Consider the following 20,258-nt stretch of genomic DNA (forward strand, 5'->3'; position numbering starts at 1 on the left):
ACGATGCCGGTCAAGCGCCGGGCGGTCATCGGAATGTAGCGGAGCAGCACGCCGGCGTGGACGGTGAAGTAATCGACGCCCTGCTCGGCCTGTTCAATCAGCGTGTCGCGATAGATTTCCCAGGTCAGATCCTCGGCCTTGCCGTTCACTTTTTCCAGCGCCTGGTAGATCGGGACCGTGCCGATGGGGACGGGAGAGTTGCGCAGGATCCACTCGCGGGTCTCATGGATGTTCTTGCCCGTCGAGAGGTCCATGACCGTGTCCGCGCCCCAGCGCGTCGCCCATGTCATTTTTTCGACTTCTTCTTCGATGCTGGAAGTGACGGCTGAGTTGCCGATATTGGCGTTGATCTTCACCAGGAAGTTGCGGCCGATGATCATCGGCTCCAGCTCTGGGTGATTGATGTTCGCGGGGATGATCGCCCGGCCGCGCGCCACTTCCGAGCGCACGAATTCCGGCGTAATGATCTCGGGGATCGCCGCCCCGAAGCTGTGCCCCGGATGCTGCCCCGCCGACGCCGACCGGTCGCGTCCCTGGTTTTCGCGAATCGCGATGTATTCCATCTCCGGAGTAATCACCCCCGCGCGGGCCAATTGAAGCTGCGTCACCAATCCCGACCCGCGCAGCGCCAACCGGGGGCGGGGCATCGGCAGGTTCGGATCACTGTGTCCGGCAATCGGCTTGTAGCTGGGGGTAACCTCCACATACTCGCCGCGCGCTCGGATCCATTCGGCGCGCAGCGGGGCCAGTCCCTCACGGATATCGACGGTTATGTTGGCGTCCGTGTAAGGACCGCTGGTGTCATAGACGCATAGCGGCTCATTGGAGGTGACTGGCCCGCCATTGTGCGCGTGGGTGGGGGAAAGCGTAATTTCCCTGTGAGGAACTTGTATCTGTGGGTGAATAGTGCCCGAAGTGTATATTTTTTGAGAATTGGGAAAGCGATAATCGCTAGATAGGGTCGAGGCTTTTTCTGTCGTATCGGTCGTCATTGTAGAGTGTCTCCTCGAAACTGCGCCGTGTATTGCGAACGCAAAAAGGCCGCTGTCCCGGAAAACGGGACAGCGGCCATCATGGAGAACTCCAAAGAAAAGCTGCTGATGCCCCGCTTCCCTCCGCCGGTACGATCCGGATCAGGTTCTTGGGGTCTGCTTCTGTGTAAGCTTCTCAGCCGGCAATAACTCCCGGCGCCCCCAGCGGTGTAATTCAGTTGTCACCGGCATTATGGCGGATGTCGGAGCGGTTGTCAATCCTCCGTCGCCGAATATTGATCTGTTTGTTATTCCCCGCGTTTTCGCTGCATCTCGCGATAATTGTCTATGGAGTATTGCAGCACTTTAGATGCAGCGACCGTCTCTGATGGCGAAAAATCTGAATTGTCGCGCGTCCATAAATTCTTGCCGCCAGCGTTCAGGGTTTGCAGCGGAGAATATCCGCGCACATGTCCATCGGCGAATAAGTACGCCGAGTTTTTCTCACGATCGCCCATAAACAGTGCGCCTCGATTGACGCCGGGCTTAAATTCGGATGTGAACGCCTCCGGTAAGGTGACATTGATATCGTTATAAGCCGCCGTCGTCTCAGTGAGCAGCGCGACTGAACTGGGATTGGGAATATCCTTGAATTTTGATTTGCCGCCATAGACATCGCTGAACGGGCCGCTGGCGCCAGGCTTTGCGACGGTCGTCGAATTGACGGCGTATGAACGATTATAGCCGTCGTGCTCGATGTCCGGCGCCGTGGCCGCCGCATTCTCGCGAGACTGGTAGAGCTCAGTGTTCCTCACATAGGGATTAATGATCCATCGCCACGAAACTAATTCATGATTCCAACCCGCATACGCTTGTCGTGGCGGCAGTATCTGGTCATTGTCTTGGGCGTATTGCAGCATCGCTAAGCCGATTTGACGGGGAGCGGAATAGGGTCCGGGGCCTGAATATTCGCGCGCCTTCGCGAACACAGGATAAAGGACGGCCGTGACGACAAATACAATGGCAAGGACGGCGATAACATCCACAATCGATTTGGGCTTCATTGGCGATCCTCTTTGCCTTGATTCTCTGCATAATGCAGCACTTGCAGCGCTTTCGTATTATCTGCTTCTGAGAAGTTTGAATTGTCGCTTGTCCACATATTCACACGGTCATTGAGCGTGTCGGCAGGACGAAGGTACTTCACGTGCCCATCACCAAATCCGTAATTCGATCCGCCAGAGTGGCTAGCAAACAGTGCGCCTACAGAATTCTCGGCGTGAAACTCATGTGTGAAAGCGTCGGGAAATGTGAGGTTAATATCATTGAATGCGGCCGTCGATTCCGCCATAGTAATCACACGCGCGGGATTAGCGATTTCGTTCATATTCGATTTGCCGCCGTAGGCGTCGCTGAACGGGCCGCTGGATCCACGCTTATGAACCGTGGTGGAGTTGACAACGTAAGACCGCGTGAATCCGTCGTGTTCAATGTCGGCTGTATCTGCGGCCTGGCTGGTTGGACATTGAAAGACACGAGTGTTTTTGATGTAGGGATAGACAAGCGAACGCCAAGAAACTAATTCGCCATGTGCGCCAGCGCGCGCTTGGCGCGCAGGGAAAGCCCCGTCATTATCCTGGAGATACTGCAGGACGCCCAGTTCTATCTGTTTGAGATTAGATGTACATGAATAGCGTGATCTTCGAGGAGTATGCGATTTCGCAAAGACGGGAAATAAGATGGCGGCCATCACTGCGACAATGATCAAGACGATGATTAACTCGACGATAGTCATCGCTGCATTACGTTTCATCGATCTGCCTCCTTCGTAAGAAGAAATAATCCAGGGCTGCGCCGATCGCGACGCCGACGGCGTAGGCAATAATATTATTCCACGAAAAGACGTGCCCAAAGATCAATGCGCCGAATTTTGAATGGCGAGCGGCGACAAGCCACGGCGTTTGGACGAGTTTTAAGAACTCAATCGCAACGGAGATGGCGAAGGTAATCAAGGCGGATTTTGGGATGGAAAGAGTGGGGCGAACGCAAACGATTAGCCAGTAAACCATGAGCGCCCACAGCGCATCGCCGGGATATTTGCCCAGCGCCGCCGGAAAGAGGTGGACTTTACGCGAGAAATATCCAGCGGCAAGCGTGAGGACGAACGCCGCCGCGCAAAGGGTGCGCGAGCGGTATTTGTTTGGCGCGCTGGCGGAATAAGGCTTCATTGTTCTTTGATCGGCGTTGTGTAGTACGGCGGCATGGGGTAGCGGAACATGGATTGGTACTTCTTCGGCTTGGCGGCGGGTCTTCCCCCATCAAAGTCGCCATCCTCGCCAACGCTGTAAAGCACAAAGCCTGCGCCTTCGCGTCGGTACTTAAGCGGCTTGCCGGTGAATGGATCGAGTGGGATATTGGGAAGTGCGCTCAAGCTGGCGGGAAACGAATGAGTTTTTGATTTGAAGATAAGCAGACGCGCGGACGTATCCGTAATCGCCGCGGACGCCTTAATCACAGTCTGCTTCGATGCGAATTTCGCCTTGTTCGTAGTCAGCATTTGCGCCACTGTATAGCGCAGTGGGCCGGAATCTTTGATTGCCTTTTCCAGCGCGGCGTCACTGGCGACCAATTGCGGATTCGAGACAGGATAGGGCTGGTCGATGATCGCCCGATCGCGTCTCAGTTTTGCGAGCACGAGCGCTCCGTTATCATCAAGATACGCGCTCCACTGAGATCGAGGAATAAGGCCCAGAAAATGTGATGAACGTGGATTATGAGGGTCTGAGTTGGAGGCTTCGACCAGTGATTCCGGTCCATCTTCACGCAGAAACTCGATCTCTGACGCCTGGATCGTCAGTTCCGTGTTTAGGCATTCGGAGAACGGGTGAATGTGGAGATGATTTCGCACCTCGTCCTGTATGGCCTGTGCGATCGCGGAATCACCATGCGAGAGGTAGAGAAGCTTACGCATGCCTTCGAGCGTGATGGCGTCGCAAGCGGCAGTGACAAGTGTGGCGATCATTGTCTTACCGGTGTACGCGTGATCCGCCAGCTGGAAGCCGAGCGCCTGGTTTTTGACCGCTTCGCGCATCCGCCCACGGCTCGCCAAATCATAACTTTCGACGGAGAGTGCGCGTGTTCCCATTCGAATGTTGCGGAAGTCAGGGAAAAGCACCGCCGCAGGATTGGGGTTGCTCCAGTCGATGCGAAGGTCGCACTCGGGGCGCTGCGCCGCTGTATGTATCAAGTTCATTAAGTGCGCTTGATGCTGCAATGCAGTATGGATCTTGTTCGTTTCGCTTATCGTCAGGATATGGTTCTGTCGTAAACCATTCGTAACAAGCAAATCGTCGCCTTTCGGCGGATGCGCCTCCATCTGCGCTGCAATCTGTTTGTAGATCTGACCGGCGTCCCGCGCCCCGGGCGGCAATGGCCCTTGCAACTGAGCCGCCACGAGCGGAACGCCTTCGGCTCCCAGCGCGCGAATTTGCTTGGTGTACGCCGCGTGTGCATTCGTCGCAAATCGCTCGGTTCGGTAGTGAGCGTACCAGCAGACGCCAATGGCGATCGCAATCGGCGCTCCAATCACCAAGCCAATAATGATACTCTTTTTATTCATGTTGGTTTAAAGCATCCTTCGTCATTTGTAAAAGCCATATCCGACCCACTGGAGCGGTCCGTTTCTTTACACGTGCACGTTCCAGATCGCCGCTCTGCAAACTCGAAACCGTATTGGAAACATTCATACTCGTCCGCTCTTCTTTGTTTGCTCGGCGCGAGGCAGTTCGTAGGCAGGAGTGGGAAATCGGAAATGCGGCGCGTACGGCTTTGGCCGGACCCCTGGGCTTCCTCCGTCGAATGTTCCATCCTCGCCTACACTGTATACGACGAAGCCGGCGCCTTCGCGCCGATACCGCAGCGGCGCGCTGGTGAATGGATCCATCGGGACTGGCCCCAGTGTGCTCAGTTTTTCAGGAAATGCGCCATGGTTTAATTTCCAAAGCAGCAGGACTGCGGCTGTCTGGATGACGCGGGCTTCCGCATCATTGTTGGCTGAAGATTTTAATAGACCGATATCCTCGTCCCCTATAGATGGCATGTCATCAATATCGTCAGAGGTAAGCTCCTTTACGAGGAAATAATCTGGGCTGGAATAGCGGCGTAATTCAGCGCGAGACATTAAGAACTTTGCTTTTACCTCTGGGTATGGGCCATCCGCAGCTTTCGAGTCTTCCCTCAAATGATGTATGAGGACTGCGATGTTAGCGTCCATGAAAGAATTCCAATGGCGCGGGTTACGAGCAAAGGGCCTCATGGGACTCCAATCCATCAATTCGTTCTTGATGAAGATATCGTCCGGATTCTTGGACCTTAAGACTACAATACGTAGCATTTCTAGATGAATATCATTGAACGTGATTTCATCTTGGAGCGTACGCGAAAGTCTCGGAGTGGGTAATGGAGCACTAAGGCTCGATTGGACGGCAGTGAGTACGCTCGGCTTCTGCGCCCCTAGCCTCGTGAGAATGCGTATTCCGGTAAGAATAGTACGTACAGTGGAAGTGCAGCGAATATGAGCTGATGCGCCTCGTGTCGTCAGGAGATGATCCGCAATTCGAAAGCCGCTGCACTGGTTGCGGACCGCCGCCTCCCAATCTCCATCCTCCGCCAGAACAATCGATTCCGCCGTCAGCACGTTCGGGAGTTTGTCTATTACTATCCCTGACTGAAAGTCGTCCGCGTAGGGATGTCGTCTTCCCCACTTTGTGTGAAAACTGCATTGTTTCAAGGCAACTGCTTGATGGATTAACTTCAGCAGCGAGGCCCGTCCCAATACAAAGCTGCGTAATCGCGCAACCTCCGCCGGAGTGGGAAGGCGTCTGCGTCTCGCGGCCCAGAGGGCGTCCTTCTCGTCTTTGGAGAATGGATGCGCTTTGAGTTCGGCGTCGATATGCTCATAGATGAGCCCTGCGTCCTCGCTGGGAGGCGGAGACGGGACGTTGAAATTGGATGTATCGAAGGTAATTCCATCTGCCTGCGCGAGTTGGATCTCGCTGAGATAGGCGCGATGGTTTTGTCGCTCAACGCGCAGTTCTTCACGCTTGACTAACTGAAACTTGTGCATCACTGTGAAAGCAAAAAATACGGAAAGTAGAATGGCGGCTGCAATTGCAAAACGTTTCATGGCGTTTTACCAAGATTTGCCGGCAAGCGATAGTATGCAGGAACAGGATAGCGAAACATGGGCAGGCTTGCCTTCGGTTTGACGTTCGGAGAGCCGCCCTCGAAGTTTCCGCCCTCGCCAACACTGTAGAGCACGAAGCCGGAGCCTTCGCGCCGGTAGCCAAAAGACTTGCCGCTGAATGGGTCGAGCGGAGTATCGCCAATGGCGCTTAGTTTTGACGGGAACCCGCCGTGTTGGGATTTCCAAATCAGCAGTCGCGCTGCGATTTCCACTACATTGATGGATGCGTTGTCGGCCCCGGCCATGGCGACGTATCCGGATTCATCGTCACCCATGCCGTTCGCCATGTCGGTGCGGTCGCTACGAGATTTTATCCATTCGCTCTGATTTGCCGCAAAAAGTCTCTTTGCTTCCAAGTACGGATGCTCGGACGCGAGAATATCCAGGCGCTGGCGATGAAGAATGGCGGCCTCGGATGCGTCGATGTACGCATTTTGCTGCTCCTTACTGGTGGGAGCTTTAGGCAGGCGCCATCGCCCGCTTTGTGGGGTGGCGTCCGGAATGACGAATTTCGGATTGATACTCCGAAAGTAATCCAACGTAAAAAATGAAATCGTAGCGTCCGCACGCATCGCGCTCGTGATATTCGGCGTGTGCGCATTTTCTCGGACAGCCTCCAGCACGGATTGCGCGATCTGCGGATCGTCCCCATGTAAGTAGAGGATTTCACGCATCCCGCGTAAGGTTGTCGCATTCGTTCCGCAACCCACAATTGCATACAGTACGCTTCTGCCGCTTTGTAAATGATCAGCGCATCGGAACGCAAGAGCCTGATTTTGAACCGCTTCTCGCACATGCCCCTCTTGAGCGAGAACCATGCTTTCGGCTTTAAGCACACGCGCCGCCTTACTAATTAATGTTACATGGAGACTAGGAGAGAAGAGCATTTCTTTTCCCTCCCAGTTGATTCGGACTACTCCCTGTTTTCGGCCGACGGCTTGGTGGATGAGCGACAGCAATTTTGAGTGCTTTTGCAGCATCGCTCTCGCTTGTGACACTTCGGTCGCTGTCGGCGGATAATGAGCTTTGTCCAAGCGTATGGCGTCGAGCGGTTTCTCATCGATGGGATTTGCTTTGAGCTCCGCCGCGATCTGATCATAAATCGGACCAGCGTCTTCCGCAGGCGGAGGGAGGGGCGACTTCAAGCTATTCCTGTCCAGTGAAATGCCGGCGGCTCTTGCGAGCCGGACTTCGCGGAGAAAGTCGCGATGCGCCGTGCGGGCGTACCGCGCGTCGCGCTGATGCATGAACCAGTACGTGGCGAAGACCATGCCCCCAAGAACCAGGACAACGAGGGCGATAAGGAGAGCAAGTGATTTTGTCATGATGGGGTCACACCGAGCGAAGTGGTGGTGCTGATATGCTCAGTGTGACCCAAGGGCGGGGATAAAGTTGCAGTCTACGCCGCTTTCGTTTGGGACTTCCTTAGGATGGACCCTGGGACTTCTGTTCCGGCGTGGAATAGTAAGACGGAATCGGGTAGTGAAAGACGTAACCGGCGATCTTTGGCCGAACTGTCTCTGTTCCACCGTCGAAGGTTCCGTCGAAGCCTGGCGTGTAGATGACAAAGCCGTCGCCTTCGAGCCGGTATTGGAGAGGCTTGCCGCTGTACACATCGATCGGTGTGGGGGTGGACAATGGGTAATTGGGATTGCGATTGTGTTTGTCAATGAGAAGCGACGCCAGCATAACGATCTCTGCGTTATCTTGAACCTGTGCGCGTCTCCCCACCATTTTTTCAAAGTTTGGTAACATGACCTTCGTTAGTCCGTAGAGCTTCGATTTCTTGTTCAGCGCGGCGCTAAGCGCGGCGAGAGTAGGGCGAGCCATGTAAAATGGCCGATCCGCCACGAATATCGCCTGGCGGCTCTGTCGTATTATCAAAACACCGTTGTAATTGAGTTGAATATCCCAGGTGTGACCGGTGAGAAACGCGCTATTGTATATTCTGTCTCGCAGTGAGGGTTTTTCGCCGGCCATGTAGTACAATGCGCCCCATCCGGCGGTGCGCAGGTATTCGACTAAGCCAATATTCAGCACAAGTTCCGTGCGCATTCCGGCAGCCGCGCTAGGAGCTCGGAAGTTGTTTGCGACTTCATCGTGAACCAGCAATGCGACACCCGGACGATCTCCGTACAAGTATAAGATTTTACGCATCGAACCTAATGTCATTGCGTTGCAGGCAACGCCGACCAGGTAAGCAATCGATGACTTGCCATTCTCTGCTTGCCTGGAGATTTTGAATCCTAGCGCCGCGTTTTTAACCGCATCCTCACGTCGTCCGTCCGCAGCCATGAGAATACTTTCCGCCTGCAAATAACGCTCGGCGTTTCGTACGGTCGTCAGCTGAGAGTAGTTGATTTCGGAGGGATTGGCGTGCATCCAATCAATTTGCAGAACGCAGTACGGCTTGCTAACGGCGAGATGAACGAGCGTAAGCGCCTGGGATTGGCGCATCAGCGCCTGACGAGCTTTGGCCATCTGCGAAGGGGTTGGCAATTCATTCTGGCAAAGGAATGCGATATTTTTATTGTCTTGTTCGCCAGCAGGGCCGTTCCATAGGGTGCGAAGCTGTTCGTAGATGGGCCCTGCATCCTGAGACTTGGGGGGCTTAACGTCGATCAGTGACGCCCGGGCGATTGGAATACCAGTCTGCGCCGTTCGCTGCTCTTCTTGAATGAGGAATTCGATGTGTGGAGGCGGCTATTCGAGCAGCATTAAAGTTGTACCATAACCCGAACAATGTGAGAGCGGCGCAGAGGCCGATCAGCGCCAGGAAAATGGGACGTTTACGCATGTGAATGTTTGTTTTGCCGCAGCCGTATGATACGAAGAAAATAAGGAGTGTGAAGTCATCCTATAAGCCGGATTCTGTGTTTGTGTGGCCATCTCTCTCGAACGCCGGTTGCCCGGCGCCTCTAGCGGCGCTACCGGACGCGTCGGCGGGTCGCCTCAAACCGCGTCCTGTGGCCTTGCTCCCGATGGGGTTTACCCGGCGCCTATGTCTCCATAAGCCCGGTGCGCTCTTACCGCACCATTTCGCCCTTACCTCGCGTCTCGTTCTTGCGAACGAAGCAGGAGGCGGTATGTTTCTGTGGCACTTTCCGTCGGGTCGCCCCGCCCGGCCGTTAGCCGGCATCGTTACCCTGTGGAGTCCGGACTTTCCTCTGCGACTACTCCCGAAGAAGTAAGCACAGCGGCCACCCGGATGACTTCATGGGAGAGTATAGCACATCGGCCTATTTCGTGGACCCTGGTTGACCTCTCAGGATAGAGAAACGCTTGTCTGCTTCCGATAATGGAGGATAGCAAGTCATAGGAGCAAGCCCATGAGTGGACTGGACATCTTTTTAATCCTGGCGATTCTCGGAATGTCGGCGGTCGGCCTAGCGATGGGGTTCGGGCGGGCGGCGCTGACGGCGCTGGCGCTGTTCGGATCGCTTTGGGCCGCGACCAGCTGCCTGGGGAACGTTGCGGCCGTCGCGCATATTCAGGCGGGCGCTGCAGCGAACAAGGGAGCGGTGTTCGGAGCGCTCTGCCTGGCGTTCGGCGGTGTTTCGATCGTCGTCGCGCGTTATGTTCAGGGAGCGCTGGGGGTCCACGCGGGGATGTTTGACCGGTTTTTTGGGCTCTGCGCGGGCATTGGAATTGGGATGATCGTGGCGCATGGGGTCGTGCGCGCCATGACGATCGCCGATCCAAGCGGGCAGGGGGAGGGGGCGGAAGTCGTCTCCGGATCGATCAGCCATGAGATGCTGGAATTTACGTCTTTTCACTCCGTAATGGACACCGTGACCGGCGCCGGAACTTACCGACGCTCCCTGACCAACGCCGGCGGCTAAGCCCCGGCCTCCTATCCCCGCCGCGCCGTCCCCGCTAAGATGGGGACGGGCGTCGTCCCCATCTTACCATTCCCGCACATTTACTCGGAAAAGGGTTGACTGCCAAAGTGTGAGCGTGTATAATGGCCTTACTCCGTCCTGGAAGGCCAGGCGCGCAACATGAGGTACGCAGTCATGGATCACGAAGCCACGCCGAGCGGAAGCTCGCTTACTCCCGCAGCTAATTTTTTCAGTCTTGGAGCGGAACTGCTGGGGGAAGTGCAGCGGATGGTCGGCACGAACCGCGTCCGGTCGCTGCGCATCAAGCTTGGAACAAGAGTGATCAAGGAAATCCCCGTCGCTCCGGCCACAGCCGTCGCCACGGTGGCCCTGGTCCTCATCGCCGTGATCGTCAGCACCATGAGCATTGAAGTCGAACACGAGCCGGCATCTTCGCCCGCTTAAGTCCACGAGGCCCCTCTTTGATCAGACGTAATCCCTCCGATTGGAACATCGGAACCGACCTGTCCGATCGCCTTCGGCAATCGCAGGTCAAATACGCGGAGATGGGCGATTGCGAGATCGTCGCGCGCGCTCAGCGCGGCGAGAACTCCGCGGCCGAGTACATGCTCTACAAGTACCGTAACCTGGTGCGAACCAAGGTGAAGTCGTACTTTCTTGTCGGCGCTGAAAAAGAAGATTTGCTGCAAGTCGGCCAGATCGGCCTGTGGCAGGCGATTATTGATTTCCGCGCGGACAAGGCGATTTCCTTCCCGGCTTTTGCAAAAGTCTGCATCACCCGCCATATTATCACCGCGATCAAAACGGCCACCCGGCAAAAGCAGATGCCGCTGAACCAATCGCTTTCGCTCGAAAGTCCCTCCGTCGACTCGACCACCGACTGGAACCTCTCCGATATCATCCCAAACACCGAAGGCGCCGATCCCGAGGACTTGGTTCTGCGCAACGAAGACACCAAGATCCTGCACGAAACGCTCCAGCAAGTCCTGAGCGAGTTCGAGTGGCATGTGCTTTCCGGATATCAAGTGGGCAAGTCGTATCGCGAGATTGCCAGCGAATTGCGATGCAAGACGAAATCCGTGGACAACGCCCTGGCCCGGATCAAGCGAAAAGTGAGCGGCGTGCCGATCGGCAATGCGGACTTGAGCGAACTGCTATAATCGTTTTTCTATTTTCGATAATTTGAGAGCCCGCGTCCACACGGGTGGAAGCGGGCTCTCGCGCATTGAAGCGCCGCAAAATTCACACGCACACTGAGACCGTTATGAAATTTCAAGATTTATTGCTGACGCTGGAGCGCTTTTGGGGAGAGCAGGGATGCTTGATCCTCCAGCCCTATGATGTGGAAGTCGGCGCTGGGACCAACGCTCCGGCGACGACCCTACGCTCTGTCGGCCCGGAGCCGTGGAACGTGGCCTACGTGCAGCCCAGCCGCCGCCCCGCCGACGGCCGCTACACACGTAACCCTAACCGCGTGCAGCACTACTACCAGTATCAGGTGATCATGAAGCCGTCGCCGGACAACATCGTGGACCTGTACCTGGACAGCCTGCGCGCCCTGGGCATCCCGCTGGAACAGCACGACATTCGTTTCGTGGAAGACGACTGGGAGTCGGCGGCGCTCGGCGCGTCGGGCGTCGGCTGGGAAGTCTGGCTGGACGGCACTGAGATCACTCAGTTCACCTTTTTCCAGCAAATGGGCGGCATCCCCTGCGATGTGATCAGCGCCGAAATCACCTACGGCACCGAGCGTCTCGCAACGCTGCTCCAGAAGGTTCCCTCGATCTGGGACCTGGAGTACGCGCACGGCGTGACCTACGCGGACACCGAGAAGCAGGCCGAGTACGAGAACTGCGTCTACAACTTCGAGGAAGCCGACACGCAGATGCTCTTCACGCTGTTTGACATGTACGAAAAAGAGAGCCATCGTATTTTGGCTTCGCGCAACTTGGTCTCGCCCTCGTTCGATTTGGCCCTGAAGTGCTCGCATGCGTTTAACTTATTGGACGCGCGCGGCGTCATCGGCGTCGCCGAGCGGGCATCTTACATCAATCGTGTGCGCGCCTTGGCGCGAGGCTGCTGTCTGGCTTATAAGAAGCAGCGCGAAGAGCTGGGGCATCCGCTGATTAAGGGAGAAAAGGCGTAAGCTGTTTCTGCCTAAGAATGGAAATGGACGGCGAAGAAGAGCCGGCGGTTGAAACCGCGCCTAGAAGTTCACGATGTGCCCCTTCTGGCACTCCAGAAACCTGGCGATTGCGTGTATTTTCAGGAGTCGGCGGAGGCCGACATCGTGCACTTCTAGGCGCGAATTCATTCGCCGGCTATGTTTGGCGCCGGCCTCGTGTATCACTTGACCAGGGTTGACGGCGCGCATTGGTTGCCCGCTGGCGATCTTCAGGAGCGAATGGACAGATTATGACGGAACTGCTGTGGGAAATCGGCTGCGAAGAGCTGCCGGCGACGTTCGTGGCGCCGACGCTGGCGCAGATCGAACAACTCTTTCGAGATAAATTTACGGCTGCGCGTTTGTGGAGCGAAGATGCTGACATCGACAACACCCTGCGCGTGATCGGCACGCCGCGTCGTCTGGTGCTGCATGTGAACGGCCTCGCCGACCGGCAGCCTGACGAGACGCTGGTCGTCAAAGGCCCGGCGGAGCATATCGCGTTCAACGCCGAAGGCGAGCCGAGCAAGGCGGCCATTGGTTTCGCGAATAAGAATGGCGTTCAAGTGGGCGAGTTGACCGTCGTCGACGGCTACGTGCAGGCGACGGTAAAGCGCGCCGGACAGTCGGCGTCTGAGATCGCCGCCGAACTGCTGCCGAAGATCGCCCGCGAACTCACCTTCCCGAAGGCCATGCGCTGGGGCTCGGGCAAGCTGCGCTTCGCCCGTCCGATCCGCTGGATCCTAGCCCTGCTGGACAACGAAGTGATCCCGTTCTCCATCGAGCATGTGGCGACGGGGCGCAAGACGCGCGGCCATCGGTTCCTGTCGCCGGACGAAGTCGAAGTTCCGACGATCGACGCTTACTTCCATTTGATGCGCGAAAAGTTCGTGCTGCTCGATCCTGATGAGCGGCGCGGCATGATCGTGGACCAGGCGACATCGCTGGCCAAGCACGAAGCCGAAGGCGTCGTGCAGATCAACGAAGCTCTGCTGGACGAGAACGTTTTCCTGACGGAGTACCCGACGGCGGTTCTCGGATCGTTCAGCCCCGAGTTTTTGGAGCTGCCGACCCCCGTTTTGATCACCGCTATGCGCAAGCACCAGAGATATTTCCCGGTATTTGCCCAGGACGGTTCTTTGCTGCCGCGCTTTGTCGCGGTGCGCAACGGCGGCGGGGACTATCTGGATACGGTTCGCGCTGGCTACGAGCAAGTCCTGGTCGCGCGTTTTAACGACGCCAAATTCTTCTTCGATCTGGATACGACCACGCCGCTGTCGGCGAAGATCGACGGCACGAAGAACATCGTCTTCCAGGAAAAGCTTGGGACGGTTTATGAAAAGTCCCTGCGCTTTGGACCGATCCTGGGCGACAGCGGCCTTCTTTCCGAACTGGGCGCGGCAGAATCTCAGAACGTGCTGCGCGCCGCCGAATTGGCGAAGGCGGATCTTGCTTCGGAAATGGTGAAGGAGCTTCCGGCCCTGCAGGGGATCGTTGGCCAGAACTATGCGGAGCGTGACGGTGAACCCGAAACGGTCGCCGTCGCAATCGCCGAGCACTATATGCCCAAAGGCGCCGGCGAGGCGCTTCCGGCATCGCTCGCGGGACGCCTGCTCGCTATCGCCGACCGTGTGGACACGCTGACGGGCTACTCCGGCATCGGCATCTTCCCGACCGGCACCAGCGATCCATTCGCGCTGCGCCGCGCTGGAAGCGGTCTGGTCGCGCTGCTCGGTACGGAACGCTCCCTGCCTGCGCTGGCGTCGCTGTTCGGCGCCGCCTGGAACGCCTATCACACGCAGGGCATCGCTCTTACCGAGACCCGGGAGCAAGCCTATACTTACTTCCTGACACTGATCGGGCAGCGTCTCAACGCCTCCCTGGAAGACAAGGGCGTGCGTTATGATGTTCGTGACGCTGTCCTCGCCGCGCCGATCACGCATGTCTTCGACACGCAGGCGCGCGCTGTGACACTGGGCGCTCAGGCCGACAGCGCCGGTGTCCGCGAGGCGGCCGCAGCGCTGCTGCGCATCGGCAACATCCTTCGCTTCGCCGTGAAAGAAGGCGTCGAGATCCCCACGACCGACGCCGATCCCGCGCTGTTCGAACAGGATGTCGAAGGCCAGCTCTGGTCGGCTTACCTGGAGACACGCTCCCAATATGCAGTCGCCGCCGACGCTGGCGACTGGGACAAGGCGCTCGAACTGCTCGGCGCGCTCCGTCCGGCCGTAGACGCCTTCTTCGAAAGCGTCATGGTCATGGGCGACGATGTCGCCCGCCGCGCGAACCGACTGGCGCTGCTCAGCCGCGTTCGTGAGACGTACAATGAGTACGCGGAATTCGATAAACTGGTGGGGTAGCCCCTCCCCGTGAGAGACCTATTCCCCCGCCGAAGCAAGCTTCGGCCTCCCCTTTTCCCAGCAAGGCCCTTCGGGCGGGAAAAGGGGTGCTGATAATTACAATCCAGGCGAGTGTTCCGTGTTGTGAGAAGAGTTGAGATCAAACAAAAAGTCTTCGCCGGCCACGACAAAACTTGCCTGGGCTGAATGATGAACACCCATTTTCCCGGGCTTTAGCCCTTCACTGGGAAAAGGGGGAAACGCGCTAAAGCGCGGGGGAATAGGTCTCTTCTTCGGGTACAATAACCCCATGAGTACACTGGCTCCCACCGTCGAAGAAGACGTCCCCGTCCGGATCGATGATCCGATCAATGCGGCGATCCTCGCCGTTTCCGAAGACTCCATTCAAGGCTTTCTCCCCGATCCTTTCGAACAAATCGCGCTGCAATCTGGTGTTGCCGTCGACACTGTGATCGAGCGGATTCGGGCGATGGTGAAGTCGGGAACGATCCGGCGCGTGCGCCAGACGCTGATGGCGACTAACCTTGCCCCCGGCGCACTTGTGGCGTGGCAGCTTCCCGAAGAGAAGCTCAGCGCCGCCTTCGATTACCTTTTCCAGCAGGACCCTTTCTCCGGTCACGTCGTCATTCGGACGACGGACGCCGCGACCCCCGGCTCCAATTATCGTCTCTGGACAACCCTCAAAGTGCCGCAAGGCTATTCGCTCAAGAAGCACTGCGAGTATCTTAAGGAACAGATCGGCGCCGACCATTATCGGATCATGCCCGCCAAGCGTCTTTTTGCGCTGGGTGTGGGGCATGTGCGCCGCAAAGGCATGGAGCCCGGCAGCAAGGCCGAGGCCCTGGCCGAAGTTCAGGACACGAATATTGTTGAACTGAGCGAGCTGGAGTGGCGCGTGCTGGCGTCGCTCAAGCGTGAGTTCGAGCCCAACGAAATTCGGCGCGACCTCTGGGCCTCGCGCGCCGAGGAAGCCGGCGTGGACCTGGACACCTTCTACAAAGTCGGCGCTGAGCTGAACGCGCGCCGTGTGATTGGACGATTCTCCACGTTCCTGGAGCATGTCAAGCCCGTCGCCGGCAATCAGCGCGTCACGCGTTACAATGCGCTGTTCCACTGGGCCGTGCCCGAAGGTCGTGAGATCGAAGCGGGACGTGAGGTGGGGCGTTTCCACATCATGACCCACGCCTACTGGCGCGAGGGCGGCGCGGAGTTCAAGAATGTCAACGTGATGGGCGTCGCGCACGGCACCGAGAAAGAAATGGTTCTGGCGCATAAGGCGGCGATCGATGCGCATTTGGAATCCGTCGGCATTCCTGTGAGCTACACCAATGTCTTCTGGGGCGGCCGCAGCGAAATCAAGCCGTCGGAAATCTCTCCCATCGTCTATCGCGAGTTTTTGAAATCCGTGGGCGTTGACGAAGAAAACATGCGCTCCTGATCCCCGATCGTCTATGAGCAATACCAATTCCGCAGAAGAACTGCGCCCAAACCAATTCCGCGAACGGCAGGAGCGGCTGGAGGATGAGATCCTTTCGCCGCACGCCGTACGCTCCAGCCAGACGCAAGGGCGTCAAACCCCGGAGCCGCTGGACCCTGTCCGTACCGAGTTCCAGCGGGACCGCGACCGTATTTTGCACTCCAAAGCCTTTCGGCGCCTCAAGCACAAAACACAAGTTTTCATCGATCCCAAAGAGGATCATCATCGCACTCGTCTTACGCACACGCTGGAGGTCTCGCAGATCGCGCGAACCCTGGCGCGCGCCCTGCGTCTCAACGAAGACCTGACCGAGGCAATCTCCCTCGCGCATGACCTGGGCCATACACCGTTCGGCCACGGCGGCGAACAGGCGCTGGATGAAGTTCTGCGCGAGTACGATCCCAGCGGTGAGTTTCGGCATTACGACCAGAGCCTGCGCATTGTGGACGTGCTGGAGCGGGCGGGGGCGGGACTGAACTTGACGTGGGAGGTGCGCGATGGTATCCTCGGCCACTCCAAGGGCAGTAAGGATCTGGGGATCGTCGAGGGAACTCAGCTGCCGTCGTCGCTCGAAGGCATGTGTGTACGGATCGCTGACCGGATCGCCTACATCAACCACGATATCGACGACAGTGTCCGCGCCGGGGTCTTGAAACTGGAAGACCTGCCGCAGGATGCGCTCGACGTGCTGGGCCGATCGCACTCCACGCGGATTGCGGCCATGGTGATGAACGTCCTGGAAAGCAGCGTCGGCTCTTCGGAAGTCAAGATGACCGGCGAGATCCTGGGCGCGACCAATCGGCTCAAGGACTATATGTATGCGAATGTTTACAATATGGAAGTCCGCGGACAGATCGAAATGGACAAGGCGCAGTCGATGGTCAAGGAGCTGTTCCGTCTTTATATGGGGCAGCCGCACCTGTTCTCGGAAGAGGAAGACCTGATCCGTTATGACTTCGACCGGCTGCCCACGGATGAGAAGCTGCGCGCTGTCACCGACTTTGTGGCGGGGATGACCGATCGCTACGCAGTCACGACGTTTCAGAAGCATTTCGTGCCCTCGGCGTGGGCCTACTGACGGCTTGTCGCCCGCTTGTCACCTTGACATTTGAGCGATGACCCTTGTATACTGAAGGTTGATATTTGCCGAAAAATCGACGCGCGAAAAGCGGCGGTGAACGGTGTTTTTGTTGGAGGATTTGAGTTTGGCCAAGATCTATACCCTCGGCGGTAATCGCCTCGAAGGAGAGGTTCGCATCAGCGGAAGCAAGAACGCGGCGCTGGCGATCCTGGCCGCGACGCTGCTTCCCAGCAAAGGACAAACCGTCCTCACCAATGTCCCGCGCATCAGTGATGTGCTGACGATGATCGAGATGCTCAAGGTCCTTGGGGTCAAGGCGGAGTTCACTTCCGATTCCACCGTCATTCTTGACGCAACGAATTTGACTTCCAGCAAGGCGCCGCATGAGTTGATTCAGAAGATGCGCGCGTCGTTCTCCGTTCTTGGGCCGCTGCTGGCCCGATTTGGAAACGCGAGCGTCGCGCTTCCTGGCGGCTGCGATATCGGCGCTCGCCCGGTGGATTACCATATCAAGGGTCTGGAGCGTCTGGGCGCCGTGACCACCGTAGAGTATGGTTTTGTGGAAGCGTCCGCGCCGAATGGCCTGCGCGGCGCCGACATCTATCTCGACTTCCCGAGTGTCGGAGCGACGACGCACATCATGACCGCCGCCGCCCTGGCTGAAGGGATCACCACGATCTCAAACGCGGCCGAAGAGCCGGACGTGGTTGCGACCGCGAACCTCATCAATCAGATGGGCGGGCGCGTGCGCGGCGCCGGCTCCAAAGAGATTACGATCGAAGGCGTCAAAGAGCTGCATGGCACCGAGTTCCGCGTCGACTCGGACCGGATCGAGGCGGGGACCTTCGCCGTCGCGGCCGCGATCACTCATGGTGATCTTTACCTGCGAGGCGCGATTGAAGAGCACACGCAGCCGGTCATGCGAAAGCTGGCCGAGGCGGGCGCCGAGATCCGGTTCGACGATGACGGCGTTCGTGTCCGCGCCCTGCGCGCGCCGCTCCAGGCCGTGCATGTGAGCGCCAGTCCGCATCCAGGTTTTCCCACAGATATGCAGCCGCCGCTCGCGGCGCTTCTGACGCTGGCAAACGGCACTTCCAGCATTACCGAAACCGTGTACGAGCGACGATTCAAGTATATTTATGAACTCGCGCGCATGGGCGCGAACATCAAAGCTGAAGCGGGTGTGGCGATCATCGTGGGCGTCCCACGACTGACCGGCGCTCCGGTGGCTGGCTCGGACCTGCGCGCTACGGCGGCGCTGGTGCTGGCGGGGCTGGCGGCGGACGGCGAGTCCGAGGTCAGCGGGATCGATTACCTTGACCGGGGCTACGAAGCCTTCGTCGAAAAATTAAGCGCGGTCGGCGCGACCGTACGGCGCGAAGAAGACGATCGGGCGGAAGCGGCAGAGACGCAGCCTTCCGGAAAGGTGGCTGGGTGTTCCGCTTAAGTCAGGATATCGGAATTGATTTGGGGACGACCAACGTTCTCGTCTATGTACGCGGCAAGGGCATTATTATGCGCGAACCGTCCGTGGTAGCGGTCTACCTTCCCACGGGCAAAATCAAGGAAGTGGGGGAGAAGGCGCGCGACATGGTCGGCCGCACCCCCGAGAACATTGAGGCGCGCCGTCCCATGGTGGATGGCGTCATCGCCGATTACACGACCACCCAGCAGCTTCTGGAATACATCGTGCACAAGGTTTGCGGCGCCAAGCGCGTCTTCAAGCCGCGCGTACTGATTGCGGTTCCAAGCGGCGTCACGAGCGTCGAAGAGCGCGCCGTGAAGCAGGCGGCGGTGGCGGCCGGCGCGCGGGAAGCGTGGACGATCAAAGAAGCCAAAGCGGCGGCGATCGGCGCCGGTCTTCCCATCAAGGAGCCAGGCGGCAATATGGTCGTCGATATCGGCGGCGGCACGACCGACATCGCCGTGCTTTCGCTGGATGGCATCGTTCTTTCGCGCAGCATTCGTATCGGCGGCACGAAGCTGGATGAAGTGATTATCCGGCACATCCGCACGCAATACAACCTGGCGATCGGGGATCGCACCGCCGAGGAGATCAAAATCACGATCGGCAGCGCCATCGGCTTGGAGCAGGAAAGCGGCATGGAAGTGCGTGGGCGCGACTTAATCAGCGGTCTCCCTCAAACGATCCAGGTCAGCTCTCAGGAAATTCGCGAGTGTATGGTTGAGCCGATCAGCCAGATCGTCACCCGGGTTAAGAGCGTCCTTCTGAACACGCCGCCGGAGCTGGCGTCCGACATCATCGAGCGGGGCATTATCCTCACGGGTGGCACCGCCATGCTGCGTGGACTTGACCGGCTAATTGCGGAGGCCACTCAGGTCCCCACGCGTGTCGCCAACGATCCATTGTCGTGTGTCGCCATCGGCACTGGCAAATTCTTGGAGGAGAACCGAGATGTTCCGGAAGAATTCTCTTACGCGGCTTAGCGCCGCGCTGCTGGGCGCCGCCGCCCTCGCCGCTGGGACTGCATTCGCCGCGCCCAAAGACGTTCCTCATAACCATTGGGCGGAGAATTCCGTCAACAGCGTGACGGCCAAGAAGATCCTGACGCCAAACGCCAAGGGTGATTTCGATGGGAACAAGCCAGTGACCCGCTACGAACTAGCGGTGGCGCTGGATCGGTTCGTCAAGTACATCGAAGCTGGCCGCAAGCCGCTGCATCCGACAAGCCGCACCGGTAAGCTCACCTTGCCATCCAACGCGAGCGCCGAGCAGAAGGTGGCGTTGGCGCATCTTGCTTTCGCGAACTTCATTCCCGTGAACTCGCCGCTGCTCAAAAATGGAGATAAGGTCGCGACCGCGAAAGAGCTCAAAGATTCTCTATCCGCCGTCGTGATTCGCTTGTCCGACCGCGCGGAGGCGCCTCGGAAAAATTAAGCGTCCCAAGACGCCATAAAAAGCCGGCTCCCGTATGGGAGCCGGCTTTTTATGTGCTGCGTGTAAGAGGCTGGCGGTTGAAACCGCGCCTGCAAGAGCGCAGAAGTCCCCCTTCGGGGACTACATATTCCGATACGATACCGACTACAATATGCGCTTGATACATCAATCACGTGATTGATGATGTAACCCACGCAGGTGGGTTTCCGCGCTCTTGCA

The 20,258-nt window shown here is 57.8% G+C and carries 18 protein-coding genes, 1 other RNA gene and 1 riboswitch; of the genes, 10 read left to right on the forward strand and 9 right to left on the reverse strand.

Going from position 1 to position 20,258, the window contains the following annotated elements:
* The 9 genes from ABIZ35_RS04165 to rnpB all read right to left on the reverse strand — a co-directional run.
* The coding region (locus tag ABIZ35_RS04165; protein WP_348218611.1) for a phosphomethylpyrimidine synthase ThiC at positions 1–992 on the reverse strand (992 nt) is incomplete at its 3' end.
* Between the two features lie 101 nt (positions 993–1,093).
* Positions 1,094–1,205: riboswitch (TPP riboswitch) on the reverse strand.
* A gap of 74 nt (positions 1,206–1,279) precedes the next feature.
* Entirely contained in the window at positions 1,280–2,035 is a 756-nt protein-coding gene (locus ABIZ35_RS04170; protein WP_348218612.1) for a hypothetical protein, read from the reverse strand.
* Entirely contained in the window at positions 2,032–2,784 is a 753-nt protein-coding gene (locus ABIZ35_RS04175) for an H-X9-DG-CTERM domain-containing protein (protein WP_348218613.1), read from the reverse strand. The genes ABIZ35_RS04170 and ABIZ35_RS04175 overlap by 4 nt, the downstream gene beginning before the upstream one ends.
* Positions 2,774–3,199 (reverse strand): DUF2809 domain-containing protein, encoded by a 426-nt coding sequence (locus tag ABIZ35_RS04180; RefSeq protein ID WP_348218614.1) that lies wholly within the window; start codon positions 3,197–3,199, stop codon positions 2,774–2,776. Before ABIZ35_RS04180 ends, ABIZ35_RS04175 begins: the two co-directional genes overlap by 11 nt.
* Positions 3,196–4,590, reverse strand: coding sequence for a hypothetical protein (locus tag ABIZ35_RS04185; protein WP_348218615.1), 1,395 nt, complete (start codon positions 4,588–4,590; stop codon positions 3,196–3,198). The genes ABIZ35_RS04180 and ABIZ35_RS04185 overlap by 4 nt, the downstream gene beginning before the upstream one ends.
* 123 nt (positions 4,591–4,713) lie before the next feature.
* Positions 4,714–6,156, reverse strand: coding sequence for a hypothetical protein (locus tag ABIZ35_RS04190; RefSeq protein ID WP_348218616.1), 1,443 nt, complete (start codon positions 6,154–6,156; stop codon positions 4,714–4,716).
* The gene (locus ABIZ35_RS04195; RefSeq protein WP_348218617.1) at positions 6,153–7,196 is read right to left on the reverse strand and encodes a hypothetical protein; all 1,044 of its coding nucleotides are present in this window, start codon (positions 7,194–7,196) and stop codon (positions 6,153–6,155) included. Before ABIZ35_RS04195 ends, ABIZ35_RS04190 begins: the two co-directional genes overlap by 4 nt.
* A 445-nt stretch (positions 7,197–7,641) precedes the next feature.
* On the reverse strand, positions 7,642–8,715 hold the full coding sequence (locus ABIZ35_RS04200; RefSeq protein ID WP_348218618.1) for a hypothetical protein: 1,074 nt from the start codon (positions 8,713–8,715) through the stop codon (positions 7,642–7,644).
* A 345-nt stretch (positions 8,716–9,060) separates the two neighbouring features.
* An RNA gene (gene rnpB, locus ABIZ35_RS04205) (RNase P RNA component class A) lies at positions 9,061–9,432 on the reverse strand.
* Positions 9,433–9,545: 113 nt separating this feature from the next.
* On the opposite strand from rnpB, the gene ABIZ35_RS04210 reads away from it, so the two are divergent.
* The 10 genes from ABIZ35_RS04210 (at position 9,546) to ABIZ35_RS04255 (ending at position 20,039) form a co-directional block, all read left to right on the forward strand.
* On the forward strand, positions 9,546–10,058 hold the full coding sequence (locus ABIZ35_RS04210) for a CvpA family protein (RefSeq protein ID WP_348218619.1): 513 nt from the start codon (positions 9,546–9,548) through the stop codon (positions 10,056–10,058).
* A 174-nt stretch (positions 10,059–10,232) separates the two neighbouring features.
* On the forward strand, positions 10,233–10,502 hold the full coding sequence (locus ABIZ35_RS04215) for a hypothetical protein (protein ID WP_348218620.1): 270 nt from the start codon (positions 10,233–10,235) through the stop codon (positions 10,500–10,502).
* A gap of 17 nt (positions 10,503–10,519) precedes the next feature.
* Positions 10,520–11,218 (forward strand): RNA polymerase sporulation sigma factor SigH, encoded by a 699-nt coding sequence (gene sigH / locus ABIZ35_RS04220; RefSeq protein WP_218025734.1) that lies wholly within the window; start codon positions 10,520–10,522, stop codon positions 11,216–11,218.
* A gap of 104 nt (positions 11,219–11,322) precedes the next feature.
* A complete protein-coding gene (gene glyQ / locus ABIZ35_RS04225; RefSeq protein ID WP_348218621.1) occupies positions 11,323–12,204 on the forward strand; it encodes a glycine--tRNA ligase subunit alpha in 882 nt (293 codons plus the stop codon).
* A gap of 269 nt (positions 12,205–12,473) precedes the next feature.
* Entirely contained in the window at positions 12,474–14,582 is a 2,109-nt protein-coding gene (gene glyS, locus ABIZ35_RS04230; protein WP_348218622.1) for a glycine--tRNA ligase subunit beta, read from the forward strand.
* 289 nt (positions 14,583–14,871) lie between these two features.
* Positions 14,872–16,020 (forward strand): Lrp/AsnC family transcriptional regulator, encoded by a 1,149-nt coding sequence (locus tag ABIZ35_RS04235; protein WP_348218623.1) that lies wholly within the window; start codon positions 14,872–14,874, stop codon positions 16,018–16,020.
* A 13-nt stretch (positions 16,021–16,033) separates the two neighbouring features.
* Positions 16,034–17,137 (forward strand): deoxyguanosinetriphosphate triphosphohydrolase, encoded by a 1,104-nt coding sequence (locus tag ABIZ35_RS04240; RefSeq protein WP_348218624.1) that lies wholly within the window; start codon positions 16,034–16,036, stop codon positions 17,135–17,137.
* A 127-nt stretch (positions 17,138–17,264) separates the two neighbouring features.
* A complete protein-coding gene (murA, locus tag ABIZ35_RS04245; protein ID WP_348218625.1) occupies positions 17,265–18,587 on the forward strand; it encodes a UDP-N-acetylglucosamine 1-carboxyvinyltransferase in 1,323 nt (440 codons plus the stop codon).
* Positions 18,575–19,588 carry a rod shape-determining protein gene (locus ABIZ35_RS04250; RefSeq protein WP_348218626.1) on the forward strand — a complete coding sequence of 338 codons (1,014 nt, stop codon included), beginning with the start codon at positions 18,575–18,577 and terminating at the stop codon, positions 19,586–19,588. The genes murA and ABIZ35_RS04250 overlap by 13 nt, the downstream gene beginning before the upstream one ends.
* Entirely contained in the window at positions 19,557–20,039 is a 483-nt protein-coding gene (locus tag ABIZ35_RS04255; protein ID WP_348218627.1) for an S-layer homology domain-containing protein, read from the forward strand. The genes ABIZ35_RS04250 and ABIZ35_RS04255 overlap by 32 nt, the downstream gene beginning before the upstream one ends.
* Positions 20,040–20,258: the final 219 nt, after the last annotated feature.

The organism is Capsulimonas sp., assembly GCF_039929585.1.
Lineage (GTDB): Bacteria > Armatimonadota > Armatimonadia > Armatimonadales > Capsulimonadaceae > Capsulimonas.